Origin of the sequence: Micromonospora sp. NBC_00421 (genome assembly GCF_036017915.1) — a bacterium.
GTDB lineage: Bacteria > Actinomycetota > Actinomycetes > Mycobacteriales > Micromonosporaceae > Micromonospora.
Map to the genome: position 1 here is coordinate 1,618,568 of NZ_CP107929.1, position 21,322 is coordinate 1,639,889.

General features: G+C 74.3%; 5 protein-coding genes. All 5 read left to right on the forward strand.

Annotated features, from left to right (window positions below; genetic code table 11):
• The 5 genes from OHQ87_RS06985 (at position 1) to OHQ87_RS07005 (ending at position 21,224) form a co-directional block, all read left to right on the forward strand.
• The gene (locus tag OHQ87_RS06985) at positions 1-9,345 is read left to right on the forward strand and encodes an SDR family NAD(P)-dependent oxidoreductase (RefSeq protein ID WP_328346048.1); all 9,345 of its coding nucleotides are present in this window, start codon (positions 1-3) and stop codon (positions 9,343-9,345) included.
• Positions 9,346-9,382: 37 nt separating this feature from the next.
• Positions 9,383-15,637, forward strand: coding sequence for a polyketide synthase (locus OHQ87_RS06990; RefSeq protein ID WP_328346050.1), 6,255 nt, complete (start codon positions 9,383-9,385; stop codon positions 15,635-15,637).
• Positions 15,634-16,755 carry a DNA alkylation repair protein gene (locus tag OHQ87_RS06995; RefSeq protein WP_328346052.1) on the forward strand — a complete coding sequence of 374 codons (1,122 nt, stop codon included), beginning with the start codon at positions 15,634-15,636 and terminating at the stop codon, positions 16,753-16,755. The genes OHQ87_RS06990 and OHQ87_RS06995 overlap by 4 nt, the downstream gene beginning before the upstream one ends.
• The gene (locus tag OHQ87_RS07000; protein ID WP_328346054.1) at positions 16,752-20,825 is read left to right on the forward strand and encodes an aminotransferase class I/II-fold pyridoxal phosphate-dependent enzyme; all 4,074 of its coding nucleotides are present in this window, start codon (positions 16,752-16,754) and stop codon (positions 20,823-20,825) included. The genes OHQ87_RS06995 and OHQ87_RS07000 overlap by 4 nt, the downstream gene beginning before the upstream one ends.
• Positions 20,826-20,918: 93 nt before the next feature.
• The gene (locus OHQ87_RS07005) at positions 20,919-21,224 is read left to right on the forward strand and encodes a hypothetical protein (RefSeq protein ID WP_328346056.1); all 306 of its coding nucleotides are present in this window, start codon (positions 20,919-20,921) and stop codon (positions 21,222-21,224) included.
• Positions 21,225-21,322 lie beyond the last annotated feature (98 nt).

Consider the following 21,322-nt stretch of genomic DNA (forward strand, 5'->3'; position numbering starts at 1 on the left):
GTGACGTACCGGGTCGAGACCTACGAGAAGACCTTCGCCGCACACGAGCCGTTCATCGCCCAGCACCGCTCCGGCGGTCTCGGCATCCTGCCCGCCGCCGTGCAACTGGAGATGGCCCTGCTGGGGGTCGCCCAGCGCGGGGCGTTCCGCCCGCTCGAACTCGTCGACGTCGCCTTCGTCCGGCCGTTCACGGTCGCCGACGGCGAGCAGGTCACCGGCCGCCTCGACGTGACCCTGGGGGAGCGGACCCGGTTCGAGTTGGGCGCGGTGACCCCCGAGGGCCGCAGGACGGTGTCCACCGGGTCGGGCGGGCCGATCCCGTCGGGCACCCGGCCGCCGGCCGCCTGGGCGGTGAGCTGCCCGGTGCCGGTCCCGCCGGAGCGCGTCTACGCCGGCTGGTCGGCCGCCGGCCTGGTCTACGGGCCTGACTTCCGCACCGTACGCCGGCTCGCCGTCGGCGCGGGCACCGCCGAGGCGACCCTGGAGACGGTGGCCCAGCCGCTGCCGTGGTACTCCCATCCGCTGCTGATCGACGGCGTCTTCCAGGTGGTCAGCTGCGCCCTCCAGGACCTCACCGGGGGCGACCCACCGGGGCCGATGCTGCCGATCGGGGTGGCCCGCCTCGCCCTGCACGCCGAGCTGTCCCCGCTCAGCGCCGGAGTGACCGTCCGGGTACGACGTACCGCCGTGCAGGACGCCTGGTCCGTCGCGGACGCCATCCTGGTCGACGACACCGGCCGGGTCGTCGCCGCACTCACCGGGGTACGGATGCGCCGGTCGCCGGCCGCGCGTCCCGCACCGGCGACCGGGCGGCTGCTCACCCGGATCGACTGGGCCCCCGCCGCCGCCCCCGCCCCCGGGGGGCCGGCGGCCGGCACCTGGGTGGTCCTGCACCACGGCGAGCGGGACGGTCCGGGTGCGGCCACCGTGCGGGCACTGCGCGCCGACGGGGCCCGGGTCGTCGAGGTGCTGCCCGAGCCACCGGCGTCGGGCCTCGGGGCCGACCAGCGGGTGATCCCGGAGCCCGACGAGCCGGCGTTCCAGCGGCTCTGGGCGGAGCTGGCGGAGCCGGTCGCCGGCGTGGTGCACCTGTGGAACACCGGCCCGGCCCGACCGGAACCCACCGAACTGCGTCTCGGCCTCTACTCCTGCCTCGCCGCCCTGAAGACCCTCGGCCAGCGGCAGCGCTCCGGGCACTTCCTGGTCGGCACGGAGCTCGGTCAACCGGTGGCCGGTGGCGACATCCCGGAGCCGGCCCGGGCCGCGCTGTGGGGGCTCGTCCGCACCGCCGCCATCGAGTACCCGGGGCTGCGGCCCCGTCTCGTCGACCTCGATCCCGCCTCGGCCGTCGCCCTGCCGGCCGAACTGGGCGACGGGGGACCGGTGGAGACCGGCTACCGTGCCGGAGTACGGCACGCGCCGGTCCGGGTGCCCCTGGCCGCGGCCGACGGTGGTCGGCCATCGGTCCGGCCGGCCGGCCGTTACCTGATTCTCGGCGGCCACGGTGGGCTGGGCCTGGCGGTGGCCCGCCGCTTCGCCGCCGACGGCGCCGGCCTGGTCGCGCTGGTCAGCCGCTCCGGCGGCACCGGCATCGACCCCGCCGTCCTGGCCGGCATCGAGTCGTACGGCTGCCGGGTGGTCTCGTTCGCCGCCGACGTCGGCGCACCCGGCGCGCTGGCCGAGGTGGTACGGGAGATCGGCCGCCGCTTCGGTGACCTGCACGGGGTGGTGCACGCCGCCGGTGCGCTGAAGGACGGGCTGCTGCGCGGCACCACCGCCGGGGACGTGGCCGAGGTGCTGCGCCCGAAGGTCGACGGGGCGCACGAACTGGCCGCCGCCGTAGCCGGCACCGCGCTGGACTTCGCCGTGCTGTTCGCCTCGGTCTCCGGCACCTTCGGCAACCTCGGCCAGGGCGGGTACGCCGCCGCCAACGCCTACCTCGACGCGTTCGCGCACGCCCAGGGCAACCCGTGGACCAGCGTGGACTGGGGGCTGTGGGGCGAGGTGGGCATGGGCACCGCGGTTGCCGAGCAGCTTCGGCGGCGCGGCGTCCGGCCGCTCGGCACGGTCGAGGCGCTCGACGCGCTGATGACCGTCCTGCGTGACGACGTCCGGCAGGTCGTCATCGCCCATCCCGACGTCGCGCCGGGCGTCGGGCCCGTCGGCACCGGGGAGACGCCCGGCGCCGGCGTGGCCCCCGCCCACCCGACACCCACGCCGCCGGCCGCCGCCCATCCGGCCCCGGCCGCCGCCCATCCGGCCCCGGCCGCCGCGCACCCGGCCCCGGCCGCCGCTGGGCCCGGTGCGTCCCCGCGTGGGTCCGACGACATCGACGCCGGACGCACCGAGGACGGGCTCGCCGACTTCCTCGCGGAGCGGCTGGGCCTCGACGATCTCGACCGGACCGCCCCGCTGACCGACTACGGCATCAACTCGATCCTGAGCGTCGAGCTGGCCGAGGAGTTGTCCCGGCGGTGGGCGGTAGCCCTCCCGGCCACCCTCTTCCTCGAGTACGGCGACTTCGCCGAGCTGGCCGGGGCGCTCGCCACCCGGTACGGGGCCCGGCCACCCGCCCCGCAGCCGGCACCGGCCGCCGCTGCGCCCCCGCCGGTGGCTGTCGTGCCGGACCCGGCTCCCGTCACCGGGCCGGCGGCACGGCGGGCCGGTGACGTCGCCGTGGTGGCCGTCTCCGGTGACCTGCCCGGGGGACGCGACCTGGCCGACCTGTGGCCGATGCTGCGCGCCGGCACGGACGCGTTCACCGAGATTCCGGCCGACCGCTGGCCCATCGACGACCACTACCAGCAGCGCAGCCCCGACATGACGGGCACCTACTGCCGGACCGGCGCGTTCGTCGCCGGGATCGACCGCTTCGACCCGAAGTTCTTCGGCATCGCCGTCCGGGAGGCCGAGGAGATGGATCCGCAGCAGAAGCTGCTGCTGGAGCACGCCTGGTCGGTGGTGGACGACAGCGGGCTCGCCGGCCGGCGGGACATCGGCGTGTTCGTGGGGGCCACCTATACCCATCACCGCGACGCGCAGGGGTTGGCGGCCGTCGGCCCGCACACCGCCCTGGGTTCGATGAACGCCGTCCTGGCCAACCGTATCTCCTACGCGCTCGACCTGACCGGCCCCTCGCAGACCGTCGACACGCTCTGCTCGTCGTCCCTGGTCGCCCTGCAACAGGCGGTGGTGAGCCTGCGTACCGGGCAGTGCGGCGCGGCCATCGTCGCCGCCTGCCACGTCGGGCTGACGCCCTGGTACTACCGCAGCCTCAGCCAGCTCGGCGCGTTGTCACCGACCCGGCCCCGGCCGTTCGACGACCGGGCCGACGGGTTCGTGCCCGGCGAGGGTGCGGTGGCAGTCATGCTCAAGCGACTCGACGACGCCGAACGCGACGGCGACCGCATCCACGCGGTGATCCGGGGCGCGGCGGTCAACCACGGTGGCCGGGGCAGCGCCCTGCCGGTGCCCCGCAGTGAGTCGCAGGTCGCGGTGATCCGGGCCGCGCTGGCCGACGCCGCGCTCACCCCGGCCGACATCTCCCTGGTCGAGACGCACGGCACGGCGACCCGGCTCGGCGACCCGATCGAGATCGCCGCCCTGGCCGAGGTCTTCGACGGCGACCGGCCCGAACCGTGCCAGCTCGGCTCGGTCAAGGCCAACATCGGTCACCTGGAACCGGCGAGCGGCCTGGCCGGCCTGGCCAAGGTGCTGCTCTGCCTGGAACACGGTGAGATCCCACCGTTGGCCGGGTTCGCGACGCTCGGCGCGCACATCGCCCTGCCCCCGGGCCGGCTGGCCATCCCGACCGCACCGCAGCCGTGGCGGGCCACCGGGCCGCGCCGGGCCGGCATCAGCGCCTTCGGCATGGGCGGAACGAACGCCCACGTCGTCGTCGAGGAGTACCTGCCCACCCCGGCCGCCCGCCCTGCCGACGGGCCGGCGCGCGAGCACCTGCTGGTGCTGTCGGCGCACACCCCCGAGCTGCTGGCCCGGCGGGTCGCGGACGTCCGGCGGATGATCGAGGAGGACGTCGCGGTCGACGTCGCGGCGCTCTGCTTCTCGGCCTCGGTGGGGCGGGTCCACCTGCCGTACCGGGTCGCCGTGCTCGGGGCGACCGGGGCGGCCCTCGGTGCGGGCCTGCGCCGGGCGCTGCGCCTCGGGCCTGAGCTGCCGGGCGCGGTGCTGCGCGGGGACACGGTGCTCGTCGGGGACACGGTGCTCGTCGGTGAGCCGGTGCCGGTGGGGCGGGATCTCGCCGAGCGGTTGGCGCGCCACCTGCCGTGGCCCGCCGAGCGGATCGTCGCCGAGCTGCGTACCCCCGACGGCGGGTTGCTCACCGCGCTGGCCGGCTGGTACGTCGCCGGCCGCGACGTCGACTGGCGACCCCTGTACGACGGTGCCGGGCTGCGCCGGCTCACCCTGCCGCCCTACCCGTTCCGGGACCACGCCGGCCGGGTGTCCACCCGGCCGGCCCCCGGTCCGTCGACGCCGCTCCCGGCGGTCGCCGCCGACCCGGCGGACGGTCACCGGGAACCCGGGCTCGACCGGTTGCTGGACGCCCACCGGGTCTTCGGCCGGCAGACCGTGCCGGCGGCCCTCCTCGTCGCCCGGGGGTTCGCCACCGCCGCCGTCCTGGAGCGGCTCGCCTTCACCGCCCGTGGCACCGGGCGGCACCAGCTCACCGACGACCGGTCCGACGCGACCGTCGGCAGCACCGTGACGTTCCGCTACGGCGGCCAGGTCATCGGCCGTCTCACGGTGGGCGCGGTCCGATCGGAGGGTCCACCCCCCGCGCTGCTGCCGGCGGACGGGGAGTACGCCGCACACCCCCGCACGCTCGACCCGGCCGGTCTGTACGCGTGGTTCGCCGCGAAGCGGGTCGACTACGGCGCGGCACTGCGGGTCGTCGGCCACATCGCGTACGGCACGACCGGGGTGCTCGTCCGGGTCGACCACGCCGACGCGGACCCGGCGGTGCGCGCGGTGGCCGCGCTCGACGCGGCGCTGCAGAGCATGGCGGTGTTGACCCTTGCCGATCCGGCCGCCTCCGCGCTGACCTACCTGCCGGTGTCGATCGGACGGGCGGTGCGCTGGGCGGACCCGGCCGACACCCGGCACGTGCGGCTGCGGCTCACCGGGCAGGACGTCGACGGCAGCCGGCGGGCCGACGCCGCGCTGCTGGACAGCGCCGGCCGGGTCCTGGTCTCCCTCACCGACGTGGTCTACCGGCCGGTCGCCGCACCGACCGACACCCCCGTCGCGGACCAGCCGGCAGCGGACACCTCCCCTGTGGTGGGCCCGACGTCCACGGCCGGGCGGGAGCCGGCCACCGCTGTCGCGGTCGAGGAGATCGTCGTCGAGGTGGTCCGCACGGTGCTGCGGGACCCGGACGTCGCCGCGACCGGTTCGCTCGCCGCGACCGGCATCGACTCGATGCTCGCCACCATGGTCGCGGCCGAACTCCAGGAACGACTCGGGGCGACGCTGAGCCCGGTGGAAGTGTTGCAGGCGCGGGACTGCCGGGCGTTGGCCGCCGTGGTGACGTCCGCCCTGTCCGCGCAGGCCCCACCCGTGACCAGCGCCCCGGCCGTGGCCGGCACCGGGGCCGCCCCGGCGGCCGAGGCCGACCTTCCCGGGCCCGCCGTGGCCGACGCCCGCGTCAGCACCGGGCAGCCGGTTCCGGTCCCCCCCGCCGTACGGGTACAGCCTCCGGCCGGGCCGGACGGCGGGGACCGGGGCGACCTGGCCGTCATCGGGATCGCCTGCGCGCTGCCCGGCGCCACCGACCCGGAGGGCTTCTGGTCCCTGCTGGCGCGCGGGGGCAGCGGCACCGGCCCCGCGCCCGCCTTCCGCTGGGCGGGGGGCGGCGACGGGGCCGCGATCGGCGGCTTCCTGGGCCCGATCGACGAGTTCGACGCCCGGTTCTTCGACTTCTTCGCCAAGCAGGCCGAGGTGCTCGACCCACAGGTCCGCTGGCTGCTGCGTACCGCGTGGGAGGCGTTGGAGTCCGCCGGGACCGCCCCACTGTCCACGCCCGCCTCGACCGGTGTCTTCGTCGGCGCCAGTTACCAGCACTACAAGGACTACAACCTCGCCCCGGAGTTGGACGCCCCGAGCGGACTCGGCAACCACAACGCGTTCCTGGCGAACCGGGTGAGTTACTTCCTGGATCTGTCGGGGCCGAGCATGACGATCGACACGTTGTGTTCGTCGTCGTTGGTGGCGTTGCACACCGCCGTGCGCAGCATCCGCAGCGGTGAGTGCGACCAGGCCATCGTCGCCGGGGTGCGGCTGGCGATGTCCCCCCTGCACTACACCGCGATGCGGAACCTGCGGGCCCTCTCCCCGTCGGGTGCGTCGCGGGCGTTCGATGCGGGGGCGGATGGGTTCGTGCCGGGTGAGGGTGTGGTGACGGTGGTGGTGAAGCGGTTGGTGGATGCGGTGCGGGATGGGGATCGGGTGCGGGGGGTGATTCGGGGTTCTGCGGTGAATCACGGTGGTCGGACGAGTGGGTTGACGGTGCCGAGCAGTGCGGCGCAGCGGGAGGTGATCGTGGCGGCGTTGCGGGATGCGGGTGTGGGTCCGGAGGGGATCGGGATGGTGGAGGCGCATGGGACGGGGACGTCGTTGGGTGATCCGATCGAGGTGGAGGGTTTGACGCGGGCGTGGCGGGGGTTTACGTCGCGGACGCAGTTCTGTGCGATTGGTTCGTTGAAGTCGAATATTGGTCATTTGGAGCCGGCGGCGGGTTTGGCGGGGTTGGTGAAGGTGTTGTTGTCGTTGGAGCACGGGGTGGTGCCGGCGACGTTGCATGTGGTGCGGCCGAATGACCATATTCGGTTTGAGGACACTCCGTTTTTTGTGGCGGATCGGCCGGTGTCGTGGCCTCGGGTCGAGGGTGTGCCGCGTCGGGCGGCGGTGTCGGCGTTCGGGATGGGTGGGGTGAACGCGCACGTGATCGTGGAGGAGGCACCGGCCCTGGCGGTTCGGGAGCCTCTGCCACAGGGGTCGTTCGTGGTGAAGGTGTCCGCCGCCACCGAGGACGGGGTGCGTCGGCTCGCCGCCGCGTACGCCGACGCCTTCGCGGCCTCCCCCGACGACCGGGCCACCGCCGACCTCTGCCACACCGCCAACGTGGGCCGCTCCCCGCTCGACCACCAGACCGCGGTGAGCGGCCCCACCGGGCAGGCCCTCGCCGAGCAGCTCCGGGCGGTCGCCGACGGCCGAATCCCGGTCGCCCGCGTCGACCGCCACCGGCCCGCCGACCCGCTCCCCGCCGACCCGGCGCGGCGGCACGCGGCGGTGGTGGAGCAGGTCCGGCAGGGCCGGGCCGACATCGACTGGGCCGCCCTGTCCGCACCGGGCGCACGGAGCGTCGCGCTCCCCACCTACCCGTTCGACAGGGGCCGCTACTGGCACACCCGTCCCGCCCCGGCGGTGACCGTGCCGGCCCCGGTCACCACTGTGCACCTGCCCCCGGAGCACACCCCGGAGGACCCCGGGCCCGCCGCCGGCCACCGTCCCGGCGACCCGGCGTCGACGCCCGCACCGGAGGCGCTGTGCACCCGGTGGCGGCCCGCCGGCCCGCTGCCCGGCGCATCGGCGTACGGGGTCACCGTGCGGGTGGTCGTGGCGGACCGGGCCATCGGCGGCGCGGTCTCCGCCGCGCTCGCCGCCCAGGGCGCCGACCTGGCCCCCGACGGGGCGACCCCCCGCGCCCTGGTGGCGGTCGAGACCGCCCCCGGGTCCGCCGGGACCACACCGGACCTGCGCGGGTTCTGGGAACAGCTCCGCTCGTACGCCGCCACCGTCCCGCCCCAGGGCAGAGTGGTCTGGGTCGCCTACCGGTCGGCCGCCGTCGACGAGACGGACCGTGCGCTGCTCGACCCCGAGGCCGCCGCGCGGGCGTTCGCGGTCCGCGCCGCCGCCGCCGAGAACCGGTTCACCGTCGCCGTGCTCGACCTCGACCCGGCCGACCCGGTCGAGATCCGGGCCCGGCAGGTCGCCGCCGAGTTCGCCGCGCTGCGCGCCGGCGACGACACCGTCGTGGCCTACCGCCGTGGCGTCCGGTACGTGCCGACTCCGCTGCCGGCCCCGCCGGGCCCCCCGGCCGACCTGACCGGGGACGGGTACCACCTGGTTACCGGCGGCCTCGGCGCGGTCGGCCGGCGACTGGTGACGCACCTGGTGACGCGCGGTGCCCGGCGCATCGGCATCGTCGGCCGGTCGCCTGTCGACGGGGCAGCCGAGGACTTCCTGCGCGGGCTGCGCCCGGCTGCCGAAGTGGACTACCAGCGGTGCGACGTCGCGGACCCGGTCGCGTTGACCGCCGTCGCCGCGTCCTTCGCCCGCCGGTGGGGCCGGCTGCGCGGGATCGTGCACTGCTCCGGCGGGGTCAACCAGTTCGGGTCGCTGCGTCGTCGGCAGTGGTCGGAGGCGGCCCGGGTGACCGCCCCGAAGGTCGCCGGCTCCCGCAACGTGATCCGGCTCGCCCGTACCGAGGGCGCTGACCACGTCGCCCTGGTCTCCTCGATCGCCGGCGCCCTGCCCGACGCCGGCCGTGGCCTGGTGGACTACGCCCTGGCCAACGCGTACCAGCTGGCCCTGGCCGAGCAGGCCGGCGACGACGGTCCGACGGTGACCGCGCACGCCTGGCCGAACTGGTCCGGCATCGGTATGGCGGCGGACGAGTCCTTCTCCGCCGGGCACTCGATCACCCTCGACCAGGCGGTGGCCGGCTTCGACGCGTACCTGCTCACCGGGGGTGCCGTGGTGTTCCCCGGCAGCGCCGTACCGCAGCCGACCACCGTGTCCGCACCGCCGTCGGGGGCGGATCACCGGCCCGCGCCGACGGCGGGCCCGGCGTCCGCCCCGGCTGACCGGGCACCGGCTGACCCTGCCCCGACCGACCCCGCCGGTGGCGACGCCGTGCCGGCCGGACCGCAGTCCGGCGGTGATCCGGGGGACGCGTACCGGCTGGTGCGGGACGCCTTCGTCGACGTGCTCGGTGAGGACCCGGGTGATTGCCCCCTGCCCGACCTCGGGCTGGACTCGCTTGTCATCGCCGACCTGACCAGCGCCATCGAGCGGCTCAGCGGAACGACAGTCGACCCCTCGCTGGTGATGCGGTCCCGCACCATGGCCGACCTCGCGGCCGGGCTGACCGACCGGGCCGGCGCGTCGGCCGTACCGCCCGACCCGGCGCCCGGGCCCGATCCGGCATCCGGCGCACCCGTGGCGGTGTCGTCCGCGCCCGGTCCGGACGACCCGGTGCCCACGGCGAGCCTCAGCGCACTGCTGCGGCCACTGCTCGCCAACGGCCAGCAGCCGCGCCACTGACCTGCCCACCGAGCCTGACGGAAGGAGCGACGCGAGCATGACGGACAGTCGAATCGCGGTGATCGGCATGGCCGTACGGCTTCCCGGTGCCGAGGACGTGGCGGACCTGCGCTGGATGCTGACCCACGACTCGGTGGAGGTCGACGAGGTCCCGCCCAGCCGGTGGGCCCGCGACCACTACCTCGGCGACGGCGACCACCAGGGCACCCACCACCGGGGCGCCTTCCTCCAGGACCCGTTCTCCTTCGACCACGAGGCGTTCGGCCTGACCGCCGGTGACGCCGTCCTGCTCGACCCGCAGCAGCGGGTGATGCTGGAGGTCGGCGCGCGGGCGCTGGAGGACGCCGGCTACCGGTCCGTCCGCCGCCGCCTCGACGCGGGTGTCTTCGTCGGCGCCCGGATGAACTCCTACGGCTTCGACCACGGTCGTGGGCTGGCCCCGACCGGCCCGGCCGGCACCGGACGGCCGGTCCCGGCGGCGCTGTGGGGCCGGTCGCAGAACTTCGTCGCGGCCTGGCTCTCCGACCGCCTCGACCTCACCGGCCCCAGCCTGGTGGTCGACACCGCCTGCTCGTCCTCGCTGACGGCGGTCTGGTTGGCCTGCCAGAGCCTCGCCGCCGGCAGTTGCGAGATCGCGCTGGTCGGCGGCGTGGACCTACTGCTCGACCCGCTGACCTTCGTGCTGCTGTCCCGCACCGGCGCGCTCTCCCCGGACGGGCTGTGCCAGACCTTCGACGAGAAGGCCAACGGGTACGTCCCCGGCGAGGGGGCCGTCGCCCTGGTGCTCAAGCCGATGGCCACGGCGGTGGCCGACGGTGACCTCATCCTCGGCGCGATCGCCGGCACCGGCGTCAACAACGACGGCCGCACCATGGGGGTGACCACCCCCAACCTGGAGGCCCAGATCGCATTGCTCGACCGGGTGTACGACCGGATCGACCCCACCACCGTGCAGTACGTCGAGACCCACGGCACCGGCACCGCCATCGGCGACCCGATCGAGGTACGGGCCCTCACCGACGTGTTCGGCCGGCGCGGCGTCGCCCCCGGTGGCGTCGCGCTCGGCTCGCTGAAGCGGCGGATCGGGCACCTGCACTCGGCATCCGGCCTGGCTGGCCTGGCCAAGATCGTCCTCTGCCTGCGGGACGAGGTCGTCCCCGGGGTGCCGGTGTCCACCGTCAACCCGCGACTCCGGTTGGACACCGGCCCCCTGCACCTGCCGGCGCGTCCCCGGCCCTGGCCGGCGGCCCCGATCCGCCGGGCCGGCGTGAGCGGCTTCGGCTTCGGCGGCACCAACGCGCACGTGGTGGCCGAGGCGGCGACCGGGCCCGCGCCGACCACCGCCGGGGCCGGGCGGCACGCCGAGGTGCTGGTCCTCTCCGCCGACAGCCCGGACGTGCTGCGCGAACTGGCCGCGCAGTGGGTGGAGTTCCTCCCGTCGGTGGCCGGCGAGGTCGCCGACGTGCTCGCCACCGCCCGGCTCGGCCGCCCGGCCCGCGCCGTACGCTGCGCGGTCGCCGGACCGGACGCCGACCGCCTCGTCGCCGCGCTGCGCGCCCGGCTGCTGCGCGCCGACGTCCCGCTCGGGGAGCCCACCGGACGACCGCCCGTGGTGGCCGTCCGCCCGGTGGCCGGGTCCGCGCCGCCGCGCTGGCTGCTCGCGCTCCACCACGACGTGCCGGCGGTACGGGAGATCGTCGGCCGGTTCGAGAGCGCGGTCGGTAGCCCGGTGACGACGTTCTCCGGTCCGCTGCTGCGGATCTGCGCGGGGGTCGTCCTGGCCGTGGCGCTGCGCGACACCGGGGTACCCGAACAGGCGGTCGACCTGCCGTCCGGCTGGGCGTCGATCGCCGACTTCGTGCACGGACGTACCTCCCTGGAACAGGCGCTCAGCACGGTGCTGGCCGCCGGAGCCGCGACCACCGATGCCCCGGCCCCCGCCGGCCCGGACGTCGAGGCCCAGGTGGACCTCGGTGCGCGCCTCGCCGCCGCCACCGACGAGCGGGAGGTCGCCGGGGTGCTCGCCGCCGTCACGGCGGAACTCTACGAAGCCGGGGTGGACATCGACTGGGCCACCTTCCAGGGGCCGGTCGCCTGGCGCAAGCGCCTCCTGCCGGTCGGTCAGGCCCGGGGCCCCGCGCTGGACCTGCGGGAGCCGCTGCGCTCCGCCGAGCCCGGCGGCCCGCTGACGCTCGACGACGCCGGCCCGGCCGGGTACGCCTTCTCCCGCGTCTTCGGGCCGGGCGAGGTGCCGATCGCCCAGCACTCGGTGTACCGCCGGATCATGCTCCCCGGTGTCGCCTGGTTCGACTTCCTGCGCCAGGGCGCCGAGCTGCGCGGCGAGCCGTTCCACGGGGTGCGGGACGTGCTCTTCCACCGCCCGCTCATCCCGACCGGCGCGCACCGGGTGCTGTGTCGGGTCGACGCCGAGGGGCGGTTCACCGTCGCCGACGCCGACGACACCCCCTTCGTCACCGGCCGGTACGCCCGGCAACCCGATCCGACGCCCGCGCCGTCACCGCTCGCGGCGCTGCTCGACACCTGCTCCCGGGTGCACGCCGGATCCACCGTGTACCGCTGGCTGCGCCGCATCGGCTACCAGCACGGCCGGTACTACCGCAACATCTCCTGGGTCGCCAGCCTCCCCGGCGGCGGCACCCTCGCCCGGATCGAGGGGGGCCGGCAACGTGCCCTGAACCCCCCGGACGTCCAGCTCTTCCCGGGTCTGCTGGACAGCGTCACCATCGCGGCGATCGACCCGGACAACCCGGTGTTCGGCACCGACCACGTCACCGCGTTCATCCCGCTCTCCGTCGACCGGGTGAGCGTGCACGGTCCGCTGTCCGACGCCGCCTACGTCCGTACCGAGATCTCCTTCTGGAACGAGGAGGCGTGCCGGGTCACCCAGGTCGTCCTCGACGCCGCGGGCGTGCCCCTGCTGACCTTCGGCGACATCTCCTCCAAGCGGGTTCCCGTCCTCGCGTTCAGTGACCCGCCCCCGGCCGACACCACGCGGCGACCCGCCCCCGCCCCCGAGTCGTCCGCCGCGCCGGCCCGTACCCCCGCTCTCGAACCGTCGGTCGCCCCGTCCCCGTCCCTCGCCCCGGTCGAGGCCGTCGGGTCGGCCGGCGTGCCCGGGACGACACCGTTCGCTCGGGCACTCGCCTGGTTCCTGGCCCTGTCCGGTACGGACGCCGAGCACGTCGACGCCGAGTTCCTCTCCGCCGGCTTCGACTCCGTCGGCCTGGTCGGGCTCAGTGAACGACTGTCCCGGGAGAACGGGCTGTCGTTGTATCCGACCGTCTTCTTCGAGTATCCGACCCCCCGCAGCTTCGCCCAGCACCTCGTCGACGAGGCACCCGAGTTCGTGGCCGCGTTGGCCACGCCGCCGTCCGTCACGCCGCCGTCCGTCACGCCGCCGTCCGTCACGCCGCCCGCTGTCACGCCGCCACCCGCCGTGACGCCGCCCGCTGTCACGCCGCCGCCTGTTACGTCGCCGACCGCCGCCGTGCTGCCGTCGGCCGCCCCGGTTTCGGCCGTCACCGTGCCGACGGTTGCCGGCGCGGCGGAGCTTGCCGGGGTCGACGGGACGGACCCGGGGCGCGACATCGCCGTCGTGGGTGCCGCGATCCGGGTGCCCACCGCCGGCGACCTCGACGCGTTCTGGACGCTGCTCACCGACGGGCGCGACACCGTCGGTGCCCTGCCCGAGGGCCGGTGGCAGCCGCTGGAGGGCCCGGTACCGCAGGCGTCCTTCCTGGAACGGGTCGACGAGTTCGACCCCGTGCCGTTCCGGATCTCCGCCCGGGAGGCACCGCTGATCGACCCCCAGGCCCGCATCGTGTACGAGACCATCTGGCAGGCCCTGGAGGACGCCGGCCGGACGGGGCAGGGGAGCCCGGACAACCGGATCGGCCTGTGGATCGCCTACAGCCACGACCACTACCACGAGGAACGGTCCCGACACGGGGTGGCCGACGGGCGCGGGCTGGGCCTGGAGGCGATGATCCCGAACCGGCTGTCGTACCTGATGGACTGGCACGGCCCGAGCGTCGTGGTGAACACGCTCTGTTCGTCGTCGCTGGTGGCGTTGCACACCGCTGTACAGCACCTGCGGGCCGGCGACATCGACACCGCCGTCATCGGTGGCGTGCACGCCGCGATCAGCCCGGAGTACTTCGACTCCATGCGGGACCTGCGCGCGCTCTCGCCCAGCTTCCGTTGCCGGGCCTTCGACGTCGAGGCCGACGGGTTCGTGCCCGGCGAGGGGGCGGTGGCGATCGTGCTCCGCCGCCGGGTGGACGCCGAACGGGACGCCGACCGGATCCGGGGCCTGATCAGGGGGGTGGCGGTGAACCACGGCGGCCGGACCACCCGCTACTCCGCCCCGAGCCCCGCCGGACAGCGGGAGGTGATCGTGGCGGCGTTGCGGGATGCGGGTGTGGGTCCGGAGGGGATCGGGATGGTGGAGGCGCATGGGACGGGGACGTCGTTGGGTGATCCGATCGAGGTGGAGGGTTTGACGCGGGCGTGGCGGGGGTTTACGTCGCGGACGCAGTTCTGTGCGATTGGTTCGTTGAAGTCGAATATTGGTCATTTGGAGCCGGCGGCGGGTTTGGCGGGGTTGGTGAAGGTGTTGTTGTCGTTGGAGCACGGGGTGGTGCCGGCGACGTTGCATGTGGTGCGGCCGAATGACCATATTCGGTTTGAGGACACTCCGTTTTTTGTGGCGGATCGGCCGGTGTCGTGGCCTCGGGTCGAGGGTGTGCCGCGTCGGGCGGCGGTGTCGGCGTTCGGGATGGGTGGGGTGAACGCGCACGTGATCGTGGAGGAGGCACCGGCCCTGGCGGTTCGGGAGCCTCTGCCACAGGGGTCGTTTGTGGTGAAGGTGTCCGCGGCCAGTGAGGACGGGGTGCGTCGGCTCGCGGACGGGTATGCGCGGGTGTTGTCGGGTGTGGGTTCTGCTGACCTGGGTGATGTGGGGTTCACGGCGAATGTGGGTCGTGCGTCGCATCGGTTCCGGGTGGCGGTGCAGGGTGTTGACGGGTCTGGGTTGGCCAATGCTCTGAGCGCGGTGGTGGGTGGGGATCGGCCGGTGGGTCGGTTGTCGAATCAGCCGCCGTTGTCGGTGTTCCTGTTCTCGGGTCAGGGTTCGCAGTATGCGGGGATGGGTGCGGGGTTGTACGCGACTGAGCCGGTGTTTCGTGAGGCGTTTGATGAGTGCGCTGAGCTGGTGGGGTCGTGTTCGGATGTGCTGTTGCGGGAGGTGGTGTTGGGGGGTCGGGGTGGTGAGTTGGTGCAGACGCGGTTCGCGCAGGTGGGGATCGTGTCGGTGCAGGTGGGGTTGGTGCGGTTGTTGGAGTCGTGGGGTGTGCGGCCGGGGTTGGTGGTGGGTCACAGTGTGGGTGAGTTGACGGCGGGTTGGGCGGCGGGGGTTTTCGGGTTGGGGGAGTTGTTGCGGTTGGCGGTGGTGCGGGGTGGGTTGATGCAGGCGCAGCCCTCGGATGGGGCGATGGCGGTGGTGTTCGCGGACGCCGGATCGGTGGAGGCGGTGTTGTCGTCGTTTCCGGGGGTGGAGATCGCGGCGTTCAACGCCCCGCGCAGTGTGACGATCTCCGGCCCGGCCGAGATGGTGGAGGCGTTCGGGTCGGGGTCGGGGTTGCGGACGCAGCGGTTGACGGTGAGTCATGCGTTCCATTCGGCGGCGATGGCGGGTGCGGTGGACCCGTTCGCCCAGGCGTTCGGGCAGGCGGTGGTGTCACCGCCACGGGTCGGGTTCGCCTCCACGGTGACGGGTGGCTGGCATGACGCCCGATCAGTGGCCGACGGCCGGTTGTGGGGGGCGGGGATTCGCCAACCGGTGCGTTTCGCCCAGGCGATCGAGGCGGTGGGTGCGGCTGGTGGTCGGGTGTTCTGGGAGATCGGCGCGCATCCGGTGTTGACCGGTCTGGCGCGGTCGACGCTTACCGACACCGGTCTGACCTGGTTGTCGACGCTGCGACGGGACCACGACGATCAGGCGCAGCTCCACACGGCGGTCACGTCGTTCTACAACCAGGGTCACGGTGAGATCGACTGGGTCGGGGTGCACCACGGGAAGGGACACCGGACCACCACCATCCCCACCTACCCCTTCCAGCGGCAGAGATTCTGGGTCCACGGTGGAGCCGACGAAACGGCGAATGCCACAGTCACCCGGCCGGCTCCGGAGAGACGGGAACCACCCAGACACAAGATCCACCTTTATCCGCCCGCCCGGGAAAGCCACGTCGACAAGGACCGGATGTCATGACTACGGAATACGGACTCAAGCGTCACTTCAACGGTGACGCCGCCCGCCTCATCGGTGGGAAGATCCGCGAGGTCCGTCCGGACTTCGACGTCGAGGAATACGCCGCCGAGGTGGAGCGGCGCATTCCCGGAAAGGAGCTGAAGGACCGCGTCCTCGTCCTGGCGGAGGGGCTGCGCAGCCGGCTCCCCGAGGACTACCCCGAGAGCGTGCAGATCCTCCTGGCCATCCTCGGTGACGAACTCGCCGAGGGCGAGGGGATGTTCAACGTGAGCTGGTACCTCATGCCGGTGGCCCGGTTCGTCGAGGAGTACGGCCTGGACCACCCGGAGGTGTCCCTCGACGCACTGGTCGAGATCACCAAGCGGCACACCGCCGAGTACGCCATCCGCCCCTTCATCGAGCAGCACCACGAGCTGACGATGAAGCGGATGGCCGACTGGGCCCGCGACCCCAGCCACAACGTCCGGCGAATGGCGAGCGAGGGGGTGCGTCCCCGGCTTCCCTGGGCGCGTACGCTCACCGCCTTCGTGCGGGACCCGCAGCCCGTACTGGAGATCCTCGAACCGCTGCGCAGCGACTCCTCCGAATACGTGCGCAAGTCGGTGGCGAACAACCTCAACGACATCTCCAAGGATTCGCCCGACCTCGCGTTGGCCACCGCGTTGCGTTGGTCGCAGGAGAGCCCGACCCCGGAGACCACCTGGATCGTCCGGCACGCGCTGCGCACGCTGGTCAAGAAGGGCAACCAGGAGGCGTTGGCGATCGTGGGCGTCACCGGGGGCGAACACCTCCGGGTGCCCTCGATGCGGCTCCACCCGCGCAGCCTGGCGCTCGGTGATTCGACCATGATCCGCCTCGACATCGAGAACACCGACAGCCGCCGGCACACCGTCACCGTGGACTACGTGGTGCACCACGTCCGCAAGAACGGCCAGCGCATCCCGAAGGTCTTCAAGCTGACCACGCTGGACCTCGCCCCCGGCGAACGCCGGACGGTGGAGAAGTCGCACCCGGTCCGGGAGGTCTCCACCCGGCGCTACTACGCCGGCGAGCACCTCGTCGACATCCAGGTCAACGGCCAGGTGCTGGCCACCGACAGATTCGACCTCCGGCTGTGAGCGCCCCCCGTACGCCGCTCGCCGCCGACCACCCGGTGCTGCGCGACCACCGGATCGGCGGCACGCCGGTCCTGCCCGCGGCGGCGCAGCTCGACGCGATGCTCACCACCTGCGCGGCGGCCCACGACGGTGGCAGTTGGCGTCTCGACCAGGTGGCGTTCCTCGTGCCGCTGTCGGTCCCGCCCGGCGGATCGGTCGAGATCGAGACCGTGCTCAGCCCGGCGGGGGAGTGCACGCTCGGTTCGTGGCAGCCGGACGGGTCCGGTCCGGTCCTGCACAGCAGGGCCCGGGCCACCCGCAGCGCGTTGGCACCGCCGAGCTACCGGGACGTGGCGGGGCTACGCGCCGGCTGCGTCGACGAGGTGCCGCTCTCCGCCGTCGCCGAGTGGCGGCGGGGCAGCGGCATCGCGTACGGGCCGACGTTCCAGGCGATCCGCGCCGCACACCGGGGGCCCGACCGGATGCTGGCCGTGCTCCGCGCGTCCGGTGGGCTGACCGAGCGGCACTTCGTCCCGCCACCGCTGCTGGACAGCGTGTTCCAGTGCCTCGGGATGCTCGACGACGGCACCGCCGGGGCCTGTCTGCCCTGGTACGTCGGGCGGGTCACCGCCCGCCGCCCGGTGACCGGCACCGTCCTGGCCCTGGTCGAGCGGACCGACCCGGCGGGCGGGGCCGGCGGCGCGGTGCGCGGGCGGGCCACCGTCTGCAACCAGCAGGGCGAGGTGCTGTTGGAGCTGGACCGGATCGTCCTCAAGGCGGCCAGCCCCACCACCGACCCGGCGGCGGCCTCCCGCCACCGGCCCCCGTCGCCCCACCTCACCCCGCTTCCCGCCGACCCGGCACCCGCCGGGACGCTTCCCGCCGATCCGGCCCCCGCCGACCCGGTGCCCGCTGACCCGGTGACCGCCGGGTCGGTCACCGCCGTGACCTGGCGGCCGGTCGTTCCCACCCCGGAGCCGGCGACCGAACCGGGCCGCACCTGGGTGGTGTCGGGGGAGGCCGGCGTCGAGTCGTACGAGGGTGGGCCCGTCCTGCTCACCCCGGCCGACCTGCACGACTCCCACCTCGACGAGACGCGCGTCGGGACGCCGCCCGTCGAGGTGGTCTACGTGGCACCGCGCACCGTGCGGGACCGGGCCGAGGCCGTCGCGCTGCTGCACGGCGTCTTCACCCTGGTCCGGCGGCTCGCCGCGCAGCCCCCGATGCCGGCCCTCACCATCGTCACCAACGCCGCCCAGCAGGTCACCGGGGACGAGTCGATCGAGCCCGGTCAGGCCGCGCTGTGGGGCCTGGCCCGCACCCTGCGGATCGAGCACCCGCAGACCCGGATCCGTCTCGTCGACATCGGACTGGCTGGCGGCACCGAGCCGCCGACCCTCGACGAGGTGCGGCACGGTGAGGCGGAACTCGCCTGGCGGGACGGGTCCTGGTACGCCCCCGCCCACCAGGAGGTGCCGGACGTGCCCGGGCGGTCGGCCCGGCGAGTGGCCGGTGGCCGGTTCCTCGTCACCGGCGGCCTGGGCGGTATCGGCCTGCACGTGGCGGAGTTCCTGGCCGGTGCGGGCGGTGCCCACCTCACCCTGGTCGGCCGCACGGTACCCACCGAGGGGCCGACCCGGGACCGGCTGGACCGGCTCGCCGCCACCTGCGACCTGCGGGTCGTCGCCGCCGACGTCCGTACGCTGCCGGACGTGCTGCGGGGCGCGGAGCCCTTCGACGGGGTCTTCCACGCCGCCGGTGTGTTGCGCGACGGGTTGGCGCGCAGCCTGTCGGCGGAACGGATCGACGAGGTTTTCGAGCCGAAGATCGGTGGGGTGCACGCGCTCGACGAGGCGTTCCCCGTCGACGCGCGACCCGGGTTCGTCGTCCTGTTCTCCTCCATCTCGGCGACCCACGGCAACCTCGGCCAGAGCTCGTACGCGACCGCCAACGCCTACCTCGACGGCTACGCCGCACGCCGTCGGGGCGCCGGGGAGGCGTGGTACAGCCTCGGCTGGGGCCTGTGGCGCGTCGGCATGGGTGCGGGGATCGCCGACGCCGCGGCGGCACGTGGCATTCCGGCACTGACCGCCGCCGCCGGCATCGCGCTGCTGCGGCACACCCTCGAACTGACTCCCGCGAACTACGTCGTGTCCGCAGTCGACGAACCGGAGGACGACCAGATGACCCCTGTGACCCCCGTCGAGACCCGGCTGTGGCCGGCGCTGTCGGCGATCCTCAAGCGGACCCTGCACGTCGACCGGGTGTCGCCCGACGACAACCTGCTGGAGCTGGGGCTGGACTCGATGATGGCGGTCGAGGTCTCCGCCGCGCTGGCCGGTGAGGGGTTGGACGTCGATCCGGTGGCCATGTTCGACCACCCCGACGTGGGCGCGCTGGCGCGGCACCTGGAAGGGCTGCCGCGCCACGCACCCGGGCCGGGCCCGGCCGCCCCGCCGCCCCCGTCCGCCGTCATGGCGGCCCCGCCCACCCCGGCCCCACCCGTCGCCGTACCGGCCGCGCCGGTCGCCGGGCGGTCCGGGTCCGCCGCCGTACCGGCCGGGTCTCCTGCCCGGCCGGCCGGTGCCTCGCCGGACGCGGTGGCCGCGTCGGCGACCCCGCGCTTCGTGCCGGACTGGGACCGCTACCGCGACGTCGACGGTGCCGCCGACCGGCACCCACCCCGACCTGACCACCGGCCGGAGGTCGGCCCGGCGGCGGAAAGCCCGGCAGCGAACGGATACCGGCCGACGGTGGGCCCGGCGGCGAACGGACACCGGCCGACGGTGGGCCCGCCGATCGGCCGGGAGCGGGCCGCCGGGCCGCCCGGCGTCGCCGTACCGGTCGGCGCGTCGGTGCCCCGCCGCACCCTGCCCGGCCGGCTCGGCGACCACCCGGGCGGCTCCTTCCTCGACCGGCGCATCGACGCGCTGTCGGTGGACGACCGGGTGGTCATCGCCCAGGACGACTACTTCTACGAGCCCGTCATCGAGGAGTCCAAGGGCGCCTGGATCAAGTTCGACGGCCGGTGGTTCCTGAACTTCGCGTCGTACAGCTATCTCGGGCTGATCGGCCACGACTACATCAACCACCAGGCGCAGCGGGCCCTGGAGCGGCACGGCACCGGCGCGCACGGCGTGCGGTTGCTCGCCGGCACCCTGCACCTGCACCGCGAGCTGGAGCTGGGCATCGCCCGGTTCCTCGGGGCCGAGGACGCCATCGTCTACACCAGCGGCTACATGGCCAACGTGGCGACGATCGGCGCGCTGGTCGGGCCGGGCGACGTGGTGATCGGCGACGTGTACAACCACGCGAGCATCCTGGACGGCTACCGGTTGTCCGGCGCGACCGTGATCACCTACGCGCACAACGACCTGACCGACCTGGAACGCGCCCTGCGCCGGGCAGGCGACGCCGGGAAGCTGGTGGTCACCGACGCGGTGTTCAGCATGGACGGCGACATCGCCGACCTGCCCGGCATCCTGGCACTGTGCGAGCGCTACGACGCGCCGCTGATGGTCGACGAGGCGCACAGCCTCGGCGTGCTGGGCGCCACCGGCCGGGGCATCACCGAACACTTCGGCATCGATCCGGCCCGGGTCGCGGTCAAGATGGGCACGCTGTCCAAGACGGTGCCCAGCACCGGCGGCTACGTGGCCGGCTCCAGCGACCTGGTCTTCGCCCTGAAGAACAACGCCCGGGGCTGGATGTTCTCCGCCGCCGGCACCCCCATGCAGGTGGCCGCCGCGCGGGCCGCGGTGGAGGTGATGGAGGCGGCCCCGCAGCTCACCGGGGAACTGCGGGCGCTCACCGACAGGTACCGGGCGACGCTGCGCGGACTCGGGTTCGACACCATGGCCAGCGAGACCCCGGTGGTGCCGATCATCTGTGCCAGCGCCGGGCAGGCCCAGGAGATGGCCCGGCTCTGCCAGGTCGACGGCATCTTCGTCCAGCCCATCGTCTATCCCACGGTGCCCAAGGCGCTGCCCCGGCTGCGCACCATCGTCAACCTCAGCCACTGCGCCGACGACCTCGACCATGCCGTCGCCGTCTTCACCCGGGCCGGCCGGCAGGTCGGGCTCATTCCCTGAGAGCTGCCGGCGCGCTCCGACCCGAGACCCACCCGTGTTGCCGGCCGCCCGACCGGGCGGTCGGCGGAGGAACCCCGTCGAGAGGAGAACGCAGTGAGTGACATCGACAGCAGGGCCTTCTTCGGTGCCGTCCTGAAGGCCGTCGCCTGCACCCGCAACCACAACACCGACGAGACCGGTTACGCCGAGGGGGTGCTGACACCGACCGCCCGGATCCGGGAGTTCGAGAAGGAAATCGGCGACCGGGCGCTCACCCGGGCCGAGGCCGAGCAGGTGCTGGGCTGGCTGGACGCCACGTTCCGGGCCAAGCTCACCCCCGCCGAGGAGCGGGAGCACTACCACCGGTACATCGCCGAGGTGTCCGGGGTGACCCGGGCACCGGCCACCGTCGCCGCCTGACCGGCGGCGTCCGGTCCGGGGTGCGCCGCCGACCCGGCCCCGTCGGTGGCGCGCCCCGGCCACCCGCCCCCTGCCCGATCGTCGAGCGCCGAGGACGT